General features: G+C 66.2%; 13 protein-coding genes. 9 read left to right on the top strand and 4 right to left on the bottom strand.

All coding sequences use genetic code 11. The annotated features are described in order from the left end of the window. Positions 1–1227 (top strand): glutamate--cysteine ligase (locus AB4Y99_RS10335; RefSeq protein ID WP_441523244.1); only part of this gene is annotated, 1227 nt, incomplete at its 5' end. Between the two features lie 91 nt (positions 1228–1318). Next, complete coding sequence (locus tag AB4Y99_RS10330; protein ID WP_112762925.1) at positions 1319–1498, top strand: Flp family type IVb pilin; 180 nt, start codon at positions 1319–1321, stop codon at positions 1496–1498. Between the two features lie 33 nt (positions 1499–1531). Here AB4Y99_RS10330 and AB4Y99_RS10325 read toward each other — a convergent pair whose 3' ends face one another. Further along, positions 1532–2413 (bottom strand): LysR substrate-binding domain-containing protein, encoded by an 882-nt coding sequence (locus tag AB4Y99_RS10325; RefSeq protein ID WP_038360870.1) that lies wholly within the window; start codon positions 2411–2413, stop codon positions 1532–1534. 175 nt (positions 2414–2588) lie between these two features. On the opposite strand from AB4Y99_RS10325, the gene AB4Y99_RS10320 reads away from it, so the two are divergent. Both AB4Y99_RS10320 and AB4Y99_RS10315 read left to right on the top strand, forming a co-directional pair. Further along, positions 2589–2963, top strand: a complete 375-nt coding sequence (locus AB4Y99_RS10320) for a DUF1127 domain-containing protein (RefSeq protein WP_133562269.1) — start codon at positions 2589–2591, stop codon at positions 2961–2963. A 159-nt stretch (positions 2964–3122) separates the two neighbouring features. Further along, positions 3123–5018 (top strand): methyl-accepting chemotaxis protein, encoded by a 1896-nt coding sequence (locus AB4Y99_RS10315; protein ID WP_441523243.1) that lies wholly within the window; start codon positions 3123–3125, stop codon positions 5016–5018. A gap of 81 nt (positions 5019–5099) precedes the next feature. Here the strand turns inward: AB4Y99_RS10315 and AB4Y99_RS10310 are convergent, their stop codons facing one another. The 3 genes from AB4Y99_RS10310 to AB4Y99_RS10300 form a co-directional block, all read right to left on the bottom strand. Beyond that, positions 5100–6020: a DUF937 domain-containing protein gene (locus AB4Y99_RS10310; RefSeq protein WP_441523242.1), complete on the bottom strand. Its 921-nt coding sequence runs from the start codon at positions 6018–6020 to the stop codon at positions 5100–5102. 216 nt (positions 6021–6236) lie between these two features. Beyond that, the gene (locus tag AB4Y99_RS10305; RefSeq protein ID WP_038360875.1) at positions 6237–8099 is read right to left on the bottom strand and encodes a monovalent cation:proton antiporter-2 (CPA2) family protein; all 1863 of its coding nucleotides are present in this window, start codon (positions 8097–8099) and stop codon (positions 6237–6239) included. Between the two features lie 121 nt (positions 8100–8220). Continuing rightward, positions 8221–8871 (bottom strand): glutathione S-transferase family protein, encoded by a 651-nt coding sequence (locus tag AB4Y99_RS10300; protein ID WP_441523241.1) that lies wholly within the window; start codon positions 8869–8871, stop codon positions 8221–8223. 212 nt (positions 8872–9083) lie between these two features. Here AB4Y99_RS10300 and ispH point away from each other — a divergent pair, with 212 nt between their 5' ends. The 5 genes from ispH (at position 9084) to AB4Y99_RS10275 (ending at position 14498) form a co-directional block, all read left to right on the top strand. Continuing rightward, a complete protein-coding gene (gene ispH / locus AB4Y99_RS10295; protein WP_441523240.1) occupies positions 9084–10115 on the top strand; it encodes a 4-hydroxy-3-methylbut-2-enyl diphosphate reductase in 1032 nt (343 codons plus the stop codon). A 23-nt stretch (positions 10116–10138) separates the two neighbouring features. After that, complete coding sequence (locus tag AB4Y99_RS10290; protein ID WP_441523239.1) at positions 10139–11104, top strand: homoserine kinase; 966 nt, start codon at positions 10139–10141, stop codon at positions 11102–11104. 109 nt (positions 11105–11213) lie between these two features. Beyond that, positions 11214–11663 (top strand): ribonuclease HI, encoded by a 450-nt coding sequence (rnhA, locus tag AB4Y99_RS10285; RefSeq protein ID WP_441523238.1) that lies wholly within the window; start codon positions 11214–11216, stop codon positions 11661–11663. Between the two features lie 242 nt (positions 11664–11905). Continuing rightward, a complete protein-coding gene (locus tag AB4Y99_RS10280; RefSeq protein ID WP_441523237.1) occupies positions 11906–13555 on the top strand; it encodes a tetratricopeptide repeat protein in 1650 nt (549 codons plus the stop codon). A 169-nt stretch (positions 13556–13724) separates the two neighbouring features. Next, complete coding sequence (locus AB4Y99_RS10275; RefSeq protein WP_038360892.1) at positions 13725–14498, top strand: SDR family oxidoreductase; 774 nt, start codon at positions 13725–13727, stop codon at positions 14496–14498. The last annotated feature ends 69 nt before the right edge of the window (positions 14499–14567 follow it).

The following is a 14567-nucleotide window of genomic DNA, read 5'->3' as shown; positions in this document are numbered from 1 at the left end:
TATGAGGGCCGTGCCGGGGCGGGCGGCATCCGCGCTTTGCTCGAGGGCATGCAGCAGCGTCTCGGCTGGGAGCCAATCGTCGACGCCGGCAACATCATCGGTCTCGGCGGTCCCGACGGGGGTGGGGCGATCTCGCTGGAGCCCGGCGGCCAGTTCGAGCTCTCGGGCGCTCCGCTCGAGACCATCCATCAGACGCAGGCCGAGCTCGCTGCCCATCTCGCCGACGTCAAGGCGGTCGCCGAACCGCACGGCATCGGCTTCGCTGCGCTCGGTGCCTCCCCGCTCTGGACGCGGGCGCAGACGCCGATGATGCCGAAGAGCCGCTACAAGATCATGGCGAACTATATGCCGAAGGTCGGCACGATGGGTCTCGACATGATGTTCCGGACCTGCACGGTGCAGGTCAATCTCGATTTCGCCAGCGAAGCCGACATGGTGCGCAAGCTGCGCGTCTCGCTTGCGCTGCAGCCATTCGCGACGGCCCTGTTCGCCTCCTCGCCCTTCCTGGAGCGCAAGCTGAACGGCTTCCAGTCGATGCGCTCGGAGATCTGGCGCGATACCGACAATAACCGCTCCGGCATGCTCGCCTTCGCCTTCGACGAGGGCATGTCCTACGAGGCCTATGTCGATTGGGCGCTCGACGTTCCCATGTATTTCGTCAAGCGCGGCGAGACCTATCACGACGTCGCCGGCGCCTCTTTCCGGGACCTCATGGCGGGCAAGCTGAAACAGCTGCCGGGCGAATGCGCCACGATGTCGGACTGGGTCAACCATCTCGGGACCCTGTTCCCGGAGGTCCGGCTGAAGCGCTTCCTCGAGATGCGCGGCGCCGATGCCGGCCCCGCCGACATGCTGGCGGCGCTGCCCGCCTTCTGGGTCGGGTTGCTCTATGACCGCGGCGCGCTCGACGCCGCCTGGGATCTGGTCAAGGGCTGGAGCGCCGAGCAGCGGCAGGGATTGCGCGATGCGGCGCCCAAGCTGGGTCTGGATGCCTCCATCGCCGGGCGCAAGCTTGGCGAGATCGCGAGCGACGTGCTGGAATTGTCGCGTGCCGGCCTCGCCCGCCGGGCCCGCCGCGACGCGGCTGGCGATGACGAGAGCGTCTACCTCGCTCCCTTGCAGGAGATCCTGGCCAGCGGGCAGACGCTCGCGCAGCGCCTGGAAGCGCGCTATCGCGGCTCATGGGGTGGCAAGGTCGAGCCGGTCTTCACGGAACTGGCGCTGTAAAGCCCTTACGCGCCGGAAAAAAGCGATATTCGGCGCATTGCAGCGGCCGGATTAACGATTTGGCCGCAGCTCGCCGCCATAACCTATCGTCATGAATCGGATCGGCCCCAACCTTGACGCTTTTCTGCGCGACGAACGCGGCGCGACGGCGATCGAGTACGGCCTTATCGGCGTCCTGATCTCAATCTCCATCGTCGCCGGGGCGACGCAAGTCGGCCAGACCGTGCTCGGCTTCTTCCAGTCGGTCGCCGCCGCCTTTCCCTCTCCGTGATCCTGCGCGCCCTTCGCGTCGCGCAAGCTCCTCTCACTCCGCCGCGGTCTTGAAGCTCGCCAGATTGTCGAGGCTCTGGATGATGTGCTCGGCCAGCGCATTCGAGAGCACGGACGGGTCGAAGCGCGTGCGCAGCAGGCCGATCTTGCAGGACGGCAAGGTCGCGAAGCCCTCCGACGGTCCCAGAATCCGCATGCCCGGCCTCACCGCGCTTTCCGGCAGCACCGAGACGGCGAGCCCTGCGACCACCGCGGCGCCGACCGCCGTCGAGTTCCAGCTCGCATAGAGCACGCGGAACCGGCGGCCCTTGGCCTCCAGCGCATCGACCGCCGCCTGCCGCCAGTTGCAGGTCGGCCGCCCCAGCGCCAGCGGCAGCGGGTCTTCCTCATGCACGGTATGGCGGGCGGAGGTGACCCAGAGCAGCGGCTCGATGCGGATGATCTCGCCCTGGCCGCGGCTCTCGACATGGGTGATGATGGCGAGGTCGATGTCGCCGGTGGCGATCCGCTCGGCCAGCATCGGCGTCGGCTCGCAGACGACGGTGACCTCGGCGCGCGGGTTCGAGCGCGCGAAGCGGGCGAGGATCTCGGGCAGGTAGCGGTCGGCATAATCGTCGGGCACGCCGAGCCGGATGCGCCCCTTCAGATCGGCATCGGTGAAGGTCGCGACGCATTCCAGGTTCAGCCTGACGATSCGGCGSGCGTARTCSAGCAGGCGCTCRCCATCYTCSGTCAGCTTGGCGTGGCGTCCGTCGCGSCCGAAGAGCGGSCGCCCGACCCGYTCCTCCAGCCGCTTCATCTGCATCGAGACGGCCGATTGCGTCTTGAACACGATCTCCGCCGCGCGGGTGAAGGAGCCGGTGTCGGCAATGGCGACGAAGGTCTTCAACTGGTCGGCGTCGAGCACATGGGCCATGGCGATCCCCCGTCGTGCGTTCATCAATATCCGTGCTGTCAAGCATCATAACCATTCGTTTGGCTGATGGCCAGCGTCTCGCTATCGTTCAATCGTTCTCCGGGATTTCAGCCAGTTGGCGCGTCCGGGCTGAAGGGGAACGTCGATCCGTTCTCGCATTCCATTGGAGGCCGTCATGCTGCTCATGACCATTGCCACGAAGACGCTGTCATCGGTTCCGGCCGGTGTCGTGCGCATCGCCGCCGCTGGAATCCAAAAGCCCGTATTCCTCCTGCGCGCCCTGATCCATCGACGCGAGGTGATGCGCCTCGCCGAGCTCGATGAGCGCGGCCTCAAGGATATCGGCCTCGTCCGCTCCGATATCGCCGGCGCGCTGGCGACGTCCTGGCTCAACGATCCCTCCGCGGTGCTGGCCGCGCGGTCACGCTCCAATGCCGATATCGCCAAGGCGCGGCGCGAGCAGGCCGTCCGTCATGCCGGCACCCAGCCGACAGTGCCGGAGCCGGTGCTGGCGAAAAACGCAGATTTCATGGTTGCACGCTGCGCCTGACCCCTTGGCGTCAGCGTCTCTGTGGGCGGAAGCTTCGTGCTTCCGCCCTTTTTTTATGCGCCGGAGCAGCGGCGGCGAGTCCTAACGCAATTTTATGCATTTGGCTGAAATGTGTCGCCGGATGCGGCCGGCTGGCCGCCTGACAGGGTGGGCACGGGCATGAAGTTCTCTCTGCGCCTCAAGGATCTGAGGATTCGCACCAAGATCGCCATTCCATTGATTGCGATCGGACTGATCAGCATCGGTACTGCGATCTATGCCGGGCACGAATATCAGCGTATCAACAAGAGCTATTCCGATCTGATCGATCAGCGCTCCGCCGCGATCCTCGATTCGGCGCAGTCGACGCTCGTGACGAGCTACGTGCTGCGCGACCTGTATAAGGCGATCGCCTATCCCGAATATATGAAGCAGAATACCACGAGCATCGCGGATGTCCGCAAGGACTACGATCTCGCGCTCCAGCAGCTCGTCAACGCCAAGATCAGCTTTCCCGAGCGCCATGCCGAGTTCGACAAGCTCGCGCGGGCGCTTTCCGAGCTCAAGCCGAAGATCGACGACGTGCTGGCCCAGGCCGCGCGCGACGAGGATCTGGCGGCGCTGTCGGTGATGTCGGAGCTGGACCGCGCCTTCGGCGCCATCGTCGCTGATGCGGTCAAGCTCAACGGCGACATCAAGAGCCAGACCCAAGCCGACGGGCAGGCGCTTGACGCGGAGGCGAAGCAGCTCAACCTGATCCTGCTGGCGCTCTCCGTCGCCGGGGTCCTGCTCGGCCTGATCGGGGCGATTCTGCTCGCGCGGCAGTCCATCACCAGGCCGCTCGACACCCTCAAGGCGCGCATGGACGATCTCGCCGCCGGCGACTATGCGGTCGAGATCGACGGCCAGAACCGGCACGACGAGGTCGGCGCCATGGCGCGGGCCGTGCAGGTCTTCAAGGAGAACGGGCTGGCGGTCCGGCGTCTCGAGGCGGAGACGGCCGAGAGCCGCGACGCGACGGAGGCGCAGCGCCGCCTCGCCGAGCAGGAGCGCGCCGCCCGCGCCCGCGAGCACGAGCTTCTCGCCGCCGAGCAGGCCAAGGTGATGGAGGCGCTGGCCGAAGGGCTCGACCGGCTTTCGCGCGGCGATCTCACTTGCCGGATCGAGGCCGATCTCGCTGCCGAATACGAGAAGCTGCGCGACGATTTCAACATGGCGGTCGCCCATCTCGCGGAGACGATCCGCACCATCCAGTCGACCTCGGGCGATGTCGGCAACGCCGCCCAGGAGATCAACACCGGCGCCGACGACCTCTCCAAGCGCACCGAGGAACAGGCCTCCTCGCTGGAGGAGACCGCCGCCACGACCGAGGAGCTCGCCGCGTCCGTCAAGGCCTCGGCCCAGGCCTCGATGCAGGCGGTCGCGCTCGCCGACGAGGCGATGGAGGTCGCGCGCAAGGGCGGTGCCATCGTCAAGGATGCCGTGGACGCCATGGCGCGAATCGAGACCGCCTCACGCAAGATCTCCGACATCACCACCGTCATCGACGAGATCGCCTTCCAGACCAATCTGCTGGCGCTCAACGCGGCGGTCGAGGCGGCGCGTGCCGGCGATGCCGGCCGGGGTTTCGCCGTGGTCGCCTCCGAAGTGCGCACGCTCGCGCAGCGCTCCAGCGAGGCCGCCAAGGGCATCACCACGCTCATCACCGAATCCGGGGCGGAGGTCGCGCAGGGCGTCGGTCTCGTGCGCTCGGCCGGCACCGCCCTGGAGCGGATCGTCGAAGCCTCGCAGAAGGTGTCCGCCACGGTCTCGGACATCTCCTCGGCCGCGGCCGAGCAATCGAACGGCATCGACGAGATGAGCCAGGCCGTCGCCCATATGGACGAGATGACCCAGCAGAACGCCGCGCTCGCCGAGCAGAGCGCCGCCTCGGCGACGGCCCTGGCCAACCAGATCCAGCGCCTCAACGATCTCGTCGCCAGCTTCCGCACCCGCGACGATGCGGCCGAGCTGCGCGGCATGGCCGCGGTCATGGTGCAGGCGGACCAGAACTGGCAGCAGCGCCGGCCGGCTTGAGCGCCCGCAAGCCGCGAAAGCTCGTCTGAGACCGCCGATGGGAAATGCAGGACCGGACGCTGCTGCGTCCGGTCTGTCGTTTCAGCGCCGCTGACCGCCGCCGAGCATGGCGTCGAGGATCGATTTCAGCGCGCTCTGGTGGTCGTCCTGAATCTGCCGGCCATGCTCGAACATCTGGTTCAGCGCGTCGAGGCCGATCGAACCGGGCCCGGGTGCGGAGGCGGAGGGCGCGGGCTCGTCCGGCGCGGGCTCCGGGGCAGGCGCGGGGCGCTGCGGCGCGCTGCGGGGCTGAGATGGCTGCTGCGGGGCGGATTCGGGCGCGGCCGCGCCGCCGAACATGCCGCCGAGGATCTGCCCCAGCATGCCGCCGAACGGGTCGTTGGCCGCGGCGCCGGGGTTTCCTTGCGGCTGCGGCTGGGGCTGGCCTGCCCCCGCGCCCTGGCCGAACATGCCGCGCAGGATCGCATCCATCGGATTGGCCGGCATCTGCGGCTGAGCCTGTGGTTGCGGCGCCGGCTGCATGCCCGGCATCTGGCCGCGCATCATCTCGGCAAACTGGCCGAGAATACCGCCGAGCCCCTCGCTGTTGGTGGATTTGAACAGGCCGCCCATCAGGATCGAGGCGATCACCGGCAGCATCTGCTTGAGGATGGCCTGGCTGACGCCGCTCGTCGCCGCAGCCTGCGCCGCGATCGCCTGGCTCACCTCAGTCGAACCGAAGAGCTGGCCCAGCACATCGTTGCCGGCCATCTGCGCGCCTTGCGGGATGCTGCCGCCCGAGGTCTCGAAGAAGCGCGCATAGGGCGAGGCGGTCATCATCTGCGCCAGCGAGCCGAAGGCGTAGGGATTCTGCGTCTGGCGCTGCAGCCCCATGGAGAAGGCCGGCAGCAGCGCATCGAGCGCCGCTTGGGTCTGCTGCTGGCTCAGCCCGTATTGCCGGGCGAGATTCTGCATCGCCTGGCCATTCTGGGCCGATTGCATGATCTCGAACAGGTTCATCATGGACGCCTCCCGGGCCGTTGCTGGCTCTGTCGCGACGATAGCAGCGCGCGGGGCCCCGGCAAGTCGCCTTGGGAACGAGGCGCGTCATTCTCGGGCGCAGCGAAGCGTAGACCCGGGAATCTCTGGCAGAAATGGGCGCCTCTCACAGGAGCAAGCGCCCTTCTTTCCTGAGATGCTCGGGGCGAGCCCGAGCATGACGGTGGCGCCGGCTGGCGCTCAGCGCTCCGGTTCGCCGACGCCGCCGACAGCGACCTCGGCCCCGCCATCCTCGATGACCTCCTGCGTCTCGGCCGTGAGCGCCTTGGACTTGCCCTTGGGCTTGACCAGCGGCTCCGGCGTCACGCGTGGGACCCGGTTGAGGGCGGCCGCAATGCCCTCGTTGAACTGGATTTCCATGCGTTGCGCGTCGCGGTCGCGGACATGGTCGATCACGAGATCGGCCTCGTCGCGGGTCAGCCCGACCGCCTCCAGCGTGACGCGGCCGAAGCCCAGCGCCGATTCGAAGGTCTCGCGCATCTGGTAGTCGACATCCGCCTTCATCAGGTCGATGGCGTGGATGCGGTCGAAGGCCCGGGCATGCACCCGCACATTGGGGAACTCCGACTTCACCATTTCGAGGATGCGCAGGGCGGCGTTCTTGTCGTCGACGCAGATGCAGATGACGCGGGCCTTGCCCGCGCCGGCGGCGCGCAGCACGTCGAGCCGCATCCCGTCGCCGTAATACACCTTGAAGCCGAAGCGCGCGGCGGCGCGGATCTGCTCCACATCGGAATCGATGACGGTGATGTTGACGTGCTGGAGCAGCAGCGCCTGTGTCACCACCTGCCCGAACCGGCCGAAGCCGATCACCATCACCTGGCTGTCGCCGACGCCGTCGAAATCCTCGTCCATCGTCTCGGGCGTGATGCGCGCGAGCAGGACGTTGTCGATCAGCTTCGCGACGATCGGGCCGAGCAGCATGCTGATCGCGGCGAGCGCGGTGACGATGGCCGCCTGTTGCGGGTTGAGCAGCCCATGCGCCACGCCGAGCGGCAGGAGCACGAAGGCGAATTCGCCGGCCGGCGAGAGCAGGGCGCCGGCCCGGATGGCTTCCAGCGTCGACGAGCAGGATGCCCGCAGGATCGAGGCGACGACGGCAATCTTGAACAGCACGAGCAGCGGCACCGCGATGGCGAGCAGCAATGCGTTTTCGACGACCAGCTTGAGATCGAGCGACATGCCGACCGCCATGAAGAACAGGCCGAGCAGCACGCCGCGGAACGGTTCGATATCGGCTTCGAGCTCGTGGCGGAAATGCGAGTCGGCCAGCATCAGCCCGGCGAGGAAGGCGCCCATCGCCATGGAGAGCCCGACATGCTCCATCAGCAGCGCCGCCCCTAGCACGATGAGCAGGGCAGCCGCGGTCATCACCTCCTTGGCGCCGCTATTGGCGAGGATGCGGAAGAACGGGTTGAGCAGGTAGCGGCCGGCGAAGACGATCGCGACGACGGCCGCGATCGCGATGCCGAAGCTCGCCAGCGCCCGCATCGCACTGCCGGATTCCGCGCCGGTGGTGGCGAGCAAGGGCAGCAACGCCAGCACCGGCGCGATCGCGATGTCCTGGAAGAGCAGGATCGAGAAGGTGCGCCGGCCATAGGTCTCGTTGCTGTCGCCGCGTTCCTCCAGCAATTGCAGGGCGATGGAGGTCGCCGAGAGCGCCAGCGCAACGCCGACCGCGATCGCGCCCCCGACCGAAAGCCCGAACCGCCAGCCGACCAGGCCGATGACGGTCGCGCTCACGGCCATCTGCGCCAGTCCCGAACCGAGAATGTCCCGCCGCATCGAGTAGAGGCGGGAGGGTTGCAGCTCGAGGCCGACCAGGAACAGCAGCAGCACCACGCCGATCTCGGCCGTGCCGCGGATGGCGTCGGGATCCTTGATGACACCGAGCAGCGAGGGGCCGATCACGACGCCGGCCGCCAGATAGCCGAGCACCGCCGACAATCCGAGCTTGCGGAACAGCGGAACGGCAATCACCGCACCAGTGCAGAAGGTCAGGATCGGCGGCAGGTAGCTCGCATGGGAAACGGCATCGGCCATGGGCGGCTCACGCTGTAGGGGGCACAGCCGGCTCCGGGGGCCGACTGTCCCTATCTAGGCGCTCGCCTTGCAGAGCGCGAGGGGGAATTGTCTCGCGCCATGCATTCCGTGCGTAGCGGCCTCAAGCGGCCGGAGCGTTCTCGCGGAAGGGCGCCATCTGCGCCTCCAGCGCCCGCACGAAGGCCGGCCGCGCGATGCAGCGGGCGCGGTAGGCCTCAAGCCGCGGGAAACGCGACAGGAGGTCGTCCGGCACGTCGCGCAGGACGCTCGCCATCATGAGGTCGCCGGCGGTGAAGCGGCCTTCGAGATAGTCCTTGCCGCCGAGCCATGCCTCGAGTTGCTGCAGGCGCTTCTCGACCATCGCGACGATCTGCGGCCGGCGCTCGACCGTCCAAGCCTCGCCCTTGTGGAAGATATCGGTGAGGGCAAGCTGGCCGATATGCGGCTCGAGCGAGTTGAGCGCCGCGAGGATCCAGGTCGCGACCCGGGCGCGGCCGGCCTCATCCGCCGGCGCCAGCGCCGGGGACTGGCGCGAGAGATAGAGCACGATCGCCCCGGATTCGAACAGCTCGACCTCGCCGTCGCGGAAGGCCGGCACCTGCCCGAAGGGCTGCCAGGCACGATAGGTCTCGGAATTCTGGTCGGCCGGGCCGATCAGCGCCGCCTGATAGGGCAGGCCGGCTTCTTCCAGCGCCCAGCGCACCCTGAGATCGCGGACATGGCCCTGGGCGAAGGGCGGCACCCAGCGGAAGGCGGAGACATGGATCGTCATGGCGTTTTCTCCTGTTTGTCGGTCGTTGCCGCCCATTCCTGCCGGGCGGCGGCTGCCCTTGGTCGAAGCGTGGACGAGTGCGACACCGGGCGCTGCGCCGGCAGATGCCGGATATCGCCAGCGCAGGCCGGGGCGCCTCGCAGGAGCTTCTGTTGGGCGTGCGGGAAAATAAGTTTATATCAACCTGTATGTCAAACCTGCATCGCGTTTCCTTGACATCGCCGTCTTCCCGCCGAAAGAAGACGCTGACCCGACCGGAGATCTTCCAGCGCGTGACCAAGCCGCCGCTCGACATTCTGCTCTGTGCCCCGCGCGGCTTCTGCGCCGGCGTCGTGCGCGCCATCGACGCGGTCGAGAAGGCGCTGACGCTGCATGGCGCGCCGGTCTATGTCCGCCACGAGATCGTGCACAACAAATACGTGGTCGAGTCGTTGAAGCGGAAGGGCGCGGTCTTCGTCGCCGAGCTCGACGAGGTGCCGGACGAGACGAGGCCGGTGATCTTCTCCGCCCATGGCGTCGCCAAGGCGGTGCCGGCGGCGGCGAAGGCACGCAACCTCTTCGCCATCGACGCGACCTGTCCGCTGGTGACCAAGGTCCATCGCGAGGCCGAGGTCCATCACAAGCGCGGCCGCCACATCCTGCTCGTCGGCCATGCCGGCCACCCGGAGGTGATCGGCACGATGGGCCAGCTCCCCGAGGGCGCGATCACGCTGATCGAGACGCTGGCCGATGTCGCCGCGCTTGAGCCTCTGCCGGGCAAGCCGCTGGCCTATGTCACCCAGACGACGCTCTCCGTCGACGACACCCGCGAGATCGTCGAGGCCTTGCAGCTCCGCTTCCCGGAGCTGATCGCGCCGCACAAGGAAGACATCTGCTACGCCACGACCAATCGCCAGGAGGCGGTGAAGCGCGTGGCGCCGCTGGTCGAGGGGCTGATCGTCGTCGGCTCGCCCAATTCCTCGAATTCGCAACGCCTGCGCGAGGTCGCCGAGCGCGCCGGCTGCCCGGTGGCGCGCCTCGTCCTGCGCACCGACGAGATCGACTGGTCCGCCTTCGGGAATATCCGCAGCCTCGGCATCACCGCCGGCGCCAGCGCGCCCGAGGTGCTGGTCGAGGAGATCATCGACGCCTTCGCCGAGCGCTACGACGTCCGCGTCGAGACGGTCTCGACGGCCAGCGAGGACGTGTTCTTCCCGCTGCCGCGCGAATTGCGCGGCGATGCGGCACCGGCCGCGGCCGAATAAATCCAACCAGAAAGCGACCGATCTTGGCCGTCTATACCGAAGTGCCCGATGACGAGATGGCTGCCTTCGTGGCGCGCTACGRCATTGGCGAGTTGCTGTCCGCAAAGGGCATCGCCGAGGGCGTCGAAAACTCGAACTACCTGATCCGGACCACGCAAGGCGCCTATATCCTCACCCTCTACGAGAAGCGGGTGAACCCGGACGATCTGCCCTTCTTCCTCGGGCTGATGCAGCACCTCGCCGCGCGCGGATTGATCTGTCCGCAGCCGGTCGAGGACAGCCGCGGCGAGATGCTGGGGCGTCTCGCTGGCCGCCCGGCGGCAATCGTCACCTTCCTCGACGGGTTGTCGGTGCGCCGCCCGACCGCCGCGCATTGCCATGAGCTCGGCCGGGGCCTCGCGCAGCTCCACGCCGCCGGCTCCGACTTCGCCATGGAGCGCGTCAATGCGCTCTCCGTGCCGGGCTGGCGCCCGCTCGCCGAGCAGGCCGGCACCGAGGCCGACAAGGTTTCGCCGGGCCTCGCGCGCCGCGTCGCTGCCGAGATCGCGGTGCATGAGGCGAGCTGGCCGAATGGCCTGCCGCGCGGTGTCATCCATGCCGATCTCTTTCCCAACAACGTCTTCTTCCTCGGCGACAGGCTCTCGGGGCTGATCGATTTCTATTTCGCCTGCACCGATGCCTTCGCCTACGACCTTGCCATCTGCCTAAACTCCTGGTGCTTCGAGGCCGACAGCTCCTTCAACCTCACCAAGGGGCAGGCCTTGCTGGCGGGCTATGAAAGCGTCCGCCCGCTCGAGCAGGCGGAGGTCGAGGCGCTGCCGCAGCTCTGCCGGGGCTCGGCGCTGCGCTTCCTGCTGACCCGCCTTGTCGACTGGCTGAACGTGCCGCCCGATGCATTGGTGAAGCCGCTCGATCCGCTCGAATACGACCGCAAGCTCGTCTTCCACCAGCGCGTGCTCGACGCGCGCGAATACGGGCTGAAGCGGTGAGCGGCGATACGGTCGAAGTCTGGACGGACGGTGCTTGTTCCGGGAGCCCTGGCCCCGGCGCGCTCGGGGCTTGCCCCATTCGCGCGACCAAAAACCGGCGGGGCCTGCCATGACCGATACGGTCGAAGTCTGGACGGACGGCGCTTGCTCGGGCAATCCCGGCCCCGGCGGCTGGGGCGCGATCCTGACCTTCAATGGCGTCGAGAAGGAACTCTCCGGCGGCGAGGCCCAGACCACCAACAACCGCATGGAGCTGATGGCGGCGATCGCTGCGCTGGAGGCGCTGAAGCGGCCCGTCACGGTCGCGCTCCACACCGACAGCCAGTATCTGCGCCAGGGCATCACCGGCTGGATCCATGGCTGGAAGAAGAACGGCTGGAAGACGGCTGACAGGAAGCCGGTGAAGAACGCTGAGCTCTGGCAGCGCCTCGAAACGGCACTGGGCCGCCACAAGATCGAGTGGAAATGGGTCAAGGGCCACGCCGGCGACGAGATGAACGAGCGTGCCGACGCGCTGGCGCGCGCCGGCATGGCGCCGTTCAAGCCGGGTGGAAGATAGCCCTAAGCTGTCTTCAGCTTGGGGCATAAGGCTGCATGCCTTAAGGCGGAAATGGTCTCGCGCCATTTGGAGCGCATTTGGGACCGTGAGCAAAATATTCGGAAATTTTAGGGGCGGACAATTGTTGAATGCGGAGCACTATGCTGCAGTGAAGTAATGCGCAGTCAGGCAAAGATTACTGCGCCCCGTGGCAATCGGCTCCCCGCACGCGGGGTGCATGGCAGGGTGGGTCCAGCAGCGATATGCCTATCGACGGCGTTGAAGAGAGGGAAATCGCATCGGCGCTCGACAACCTCTTGAATGCGCCGGGCGCGCGGATTTCGGCACGAGGCGCGCGCTTCCTCCGATATGTCGTCGAAAAGGCCATCGAAGGAAAAAGCGCCCAGCTGAAGGCCTACACGATCGCTGTGGACGTCTTTGGCAGAGGCGTCGACTTCGATCCCGCCAAGGATGCCGTCGTTCGCAACGAGGCAACCCGCCTGCGCTCGGCGCTGGCCCTTTATTACGCTGTTGATGGTGCCGCGGAGAGCGTGGCGATTCTTCTGCCCGTCGGCGGATACGTGCCGCGCTTCGAACGTCGCCAGGCGAAAGCGACCGGGTCTTCGGGCCGCAACGAGACACTGGTCCGGACGGGACTTCGGCCGATGTCCGGGGAAGTGCGGCCGGAAGAAGCCCGGCGCGGCCCCGAGCACAAGATCCCGATCATCGTGGTCAGGGCCGCGGCCGGCGGCGGCCCCGGCGAGGCATCGTCTCGCATGATCCGCTCGGTCGTTGCGGCTCTCGTTCCCTATCACGGCCTGCGCATCGCCGGTCTTGAGCCTCACAGATCGTTTGAGGAGCTCGTCGCCTCGCTGCGTCCCAGCGGGGCGGGCAGCCTCTATGTCCTCGACATCGCCGCCGACGTCGAGGATCGAGTGCTGCGATGCCATTGGATGCTGAGCGAGCACCGGTCGGGTCTCATTCTGGCGTCGCGCGAGGAAATCGAATCCGCCGGAGCGTCCTCGATGATGGCGGCGGAGAAGGCTGTCGGTGAGGCCATCGCGAGGCAGATCGGGCAGCGCTGGGGCATCATCAATGTGAATGAGCGCAAGCTCCACCCCGACAAGCACCAGGATGCGTATAGCTGTGTCGTTCACGCCTTTACATATGTGACAACGCTCGAGGATTCGGAGCAGATTAGTATCCGAAAATGTCTTGAGTCCGCCGTCAGTAAAGAGCCGCTTTATTCGGACGCTTGGGCGATGCTGTCCTATATTCACATGAACGAGGTTCGAGGGCTCTACGCCAAGCCGACTGAAAGCAGCAAGATACTACAAGAAGCTCTCGGCATGGCCGATCAAGCGATCCGCGCGGCACCGCACTCGGCTCTGGCGCACACCATGCGCTCGACCGTGCTGTTCGCCATGGGGAAGTTCGAGGAGTTCGAGCGGGCGGGGCGGCAGGCCATAGCTTTGAATCCCGGATCCGGAGAACACCAATTGATGCTGGGCAATCGCCTCTATGTCATGGGGCGCTATGAAGAGGGAGCCGAACTTGTGCGGCAAGCCAACGCGCACGGATATTACCATCCTGCAATGGCATATGGCGTCCCGATCCTGGAATTGTATCGCAAGCGCGATTACGAAGGCGCTTTTAAGCTTGCCTCAAATTTCAGCATTGATGAGAAATATTATTTCCTGCACGTTATGCTTGCCGCCGTCTGCGGGCAGCTCGGCGCTACAGCCAAAGCGGAGATGCATCTTCAAATCCTGCGCCATTTGAGGCCCAACTACGCCACTGAATTCTATATCGATTGGCGCGGGCGCAAATTCCAGGAAGATTACATCGCTCATATCGCGGAGGGCCTGGACAAGGCTGGGTTCGCGGTGACCGATACTCGCATCGATCCTTGAAAGAGCCGGAAAGCCGCGAAGCTTTCCGCGCCCGACGCACGGCTTAAAATACGCATCCCGTCAAGAGGCATCAGGAGCAGATACTGTCGCTGCTCTGGTCAGGTATCCAAAACCCGGTCAGTTCCGTCGAGGATCGCGGCTTGGCTGCTGCGACCAGTGGAGACGGAACATGCTCGATCACGGCATCAAGGGTAAGACGGTTCTCATTGCTGGGGGAGCGAAGAACCTCGGCGGGCTGCTTGCCCGCGATCTTGCCGCGCACGGTGCGAAGGCCGTGGCCATCCACTACAACACGAGCGCGACCAAACCCGCGGCGGATGAGACGGTTGCTGCCATCAAGGCCGCCGGTGCAAAGGCCGTCGCCCTTCAGTCCGACCTGACAACGGCCGGCGCGGTCGAGAAGCTCTTCGCGGACACCGTCGCCGCCATCGGTAAACCGGATATCGCCATCAATACGGTCGGGAAGGTTCTGAAGAAGCCCTTCGTCGAGATCACCGAGGCCGAGTACGACGAAATGACTGCGGTGAATTCGAAATCCGCCTTCTTCTTCCTCAAGGAGGCCGGCAAGCACGTCAACGACAACGGCAAGATCTGCACGCTCGTGACCTCGCTACTCGGCGCCTACACCCCCTTCTATGCCGCCTATGCCGGCACGAAGGCGCCGGTCGAGCACTTCACCCGCGCAGCTTCGAAAGAGTTCGGCGAGCGCGGCATCTCGGTGACCGCCATCGGCCCGGGCCCGATGGACACGCCGTTCTTCTATCCGGCGGAAGCCGCCGACGCTCAAGCCTATCACAAGGCGGCGGCAGCTCTGTCGAAGTTTACCAAGACAGGCCTGACCGACATCGAGGACATCGTGCCCTTCATCCGCTTTCTGGTTTCGGATGGCTGGTGGATGACCGGGCAGACGATTCTCGTCAACGGTGGCTATACCACCAAGTGAGGTTGTTCGGTTGCTCTCTGGAACTGAAAACCGTCCCGGAGAGGCAGCGTCCTACCACTATGATTAACC

Source organism: Allobosea sp. TAB14 (assembly GCF_052113865.1).
GTDB classification, from domain to species: Bacteria; Pseudomonadota; Alphaproteobacteria; order Rhizobiales; family Beijerinckiaceae; genus Allobosea; species Allobosea spartocytisi.
Note: the sequence above shows the minus strand (reverse complement) of the source record. Positions and strands in the feature narration are given on the sequence as shown.

Excerpts from the sequence above, each read along its gene's own strand:
- AB4Y99_RS10330 (WP_112762925.1), top strand. The coding sequence starts at position 1,319 with ATGAATCGGATCGGCCCCAACCTTGACGCTTTTCTGCGCGACGAACGC.
- AB4Y99_RS10320 (WP_133562269.1), top strand. The coding sequence starts at position 2,589 with ATGCTGCTCATGACCATTGCCACGAAGACGCTGTCATCGGTTCCGGCC.
- AB4Y99_RS10315 (WP_441523243.1), top strand. The coding sequence starts at position 3,123 with ATGAAGTTCTCTCTGCGCCTCAAGGATCTGAGGATTCGCACCAAGATC.
- AB4Y99_RS10310 (WP_441523242.1), bottom strand. The coding sequence starts at position 6,020 with ATGATGAACCTGTTCGAGATCATGCAATCGGCCCAGAATGGCCAGGCG.
- AB4Y99_RS10305 (WP_038360875.1), bottom strand. The coding sequence starts at position 8,099 with ATGGCCGATGCCGTTTCCCATGCGAGCTACCTGCCGCCGATCCTGACC.
- AB4Y99_RS10300 (WP_441523241.1), bottom strand. The coding sequence starts at position 8,871 with ATGACGATCCATGTCTCCGCCTTCCGCTGGGTGCCGCCCTTCGCCCAG.
- rnhA (WP_441523238.1), top strand. The coding sequence starts at position 11,214 with ATGACCGATACGGTCGAAGTCTGGACGGACGGCGCTTGCTCGGGCAAT.
- AB4Y99_RS10280 (WP_441523237.1), top strand. The coding sequence starts at position 11,906 with ATGCCTATCGACGGCGTTGAAGAGAGGGAAATCGCATCGGCGCTCGAC.
- AB4Y99_RS10275 (WP_038360892.1), top strand. The coding sequence starts at position 13,725 with ATGCTCGATCACGGCATCAAGGGTAAGACGGTTCTCATTGCTGGGGGA.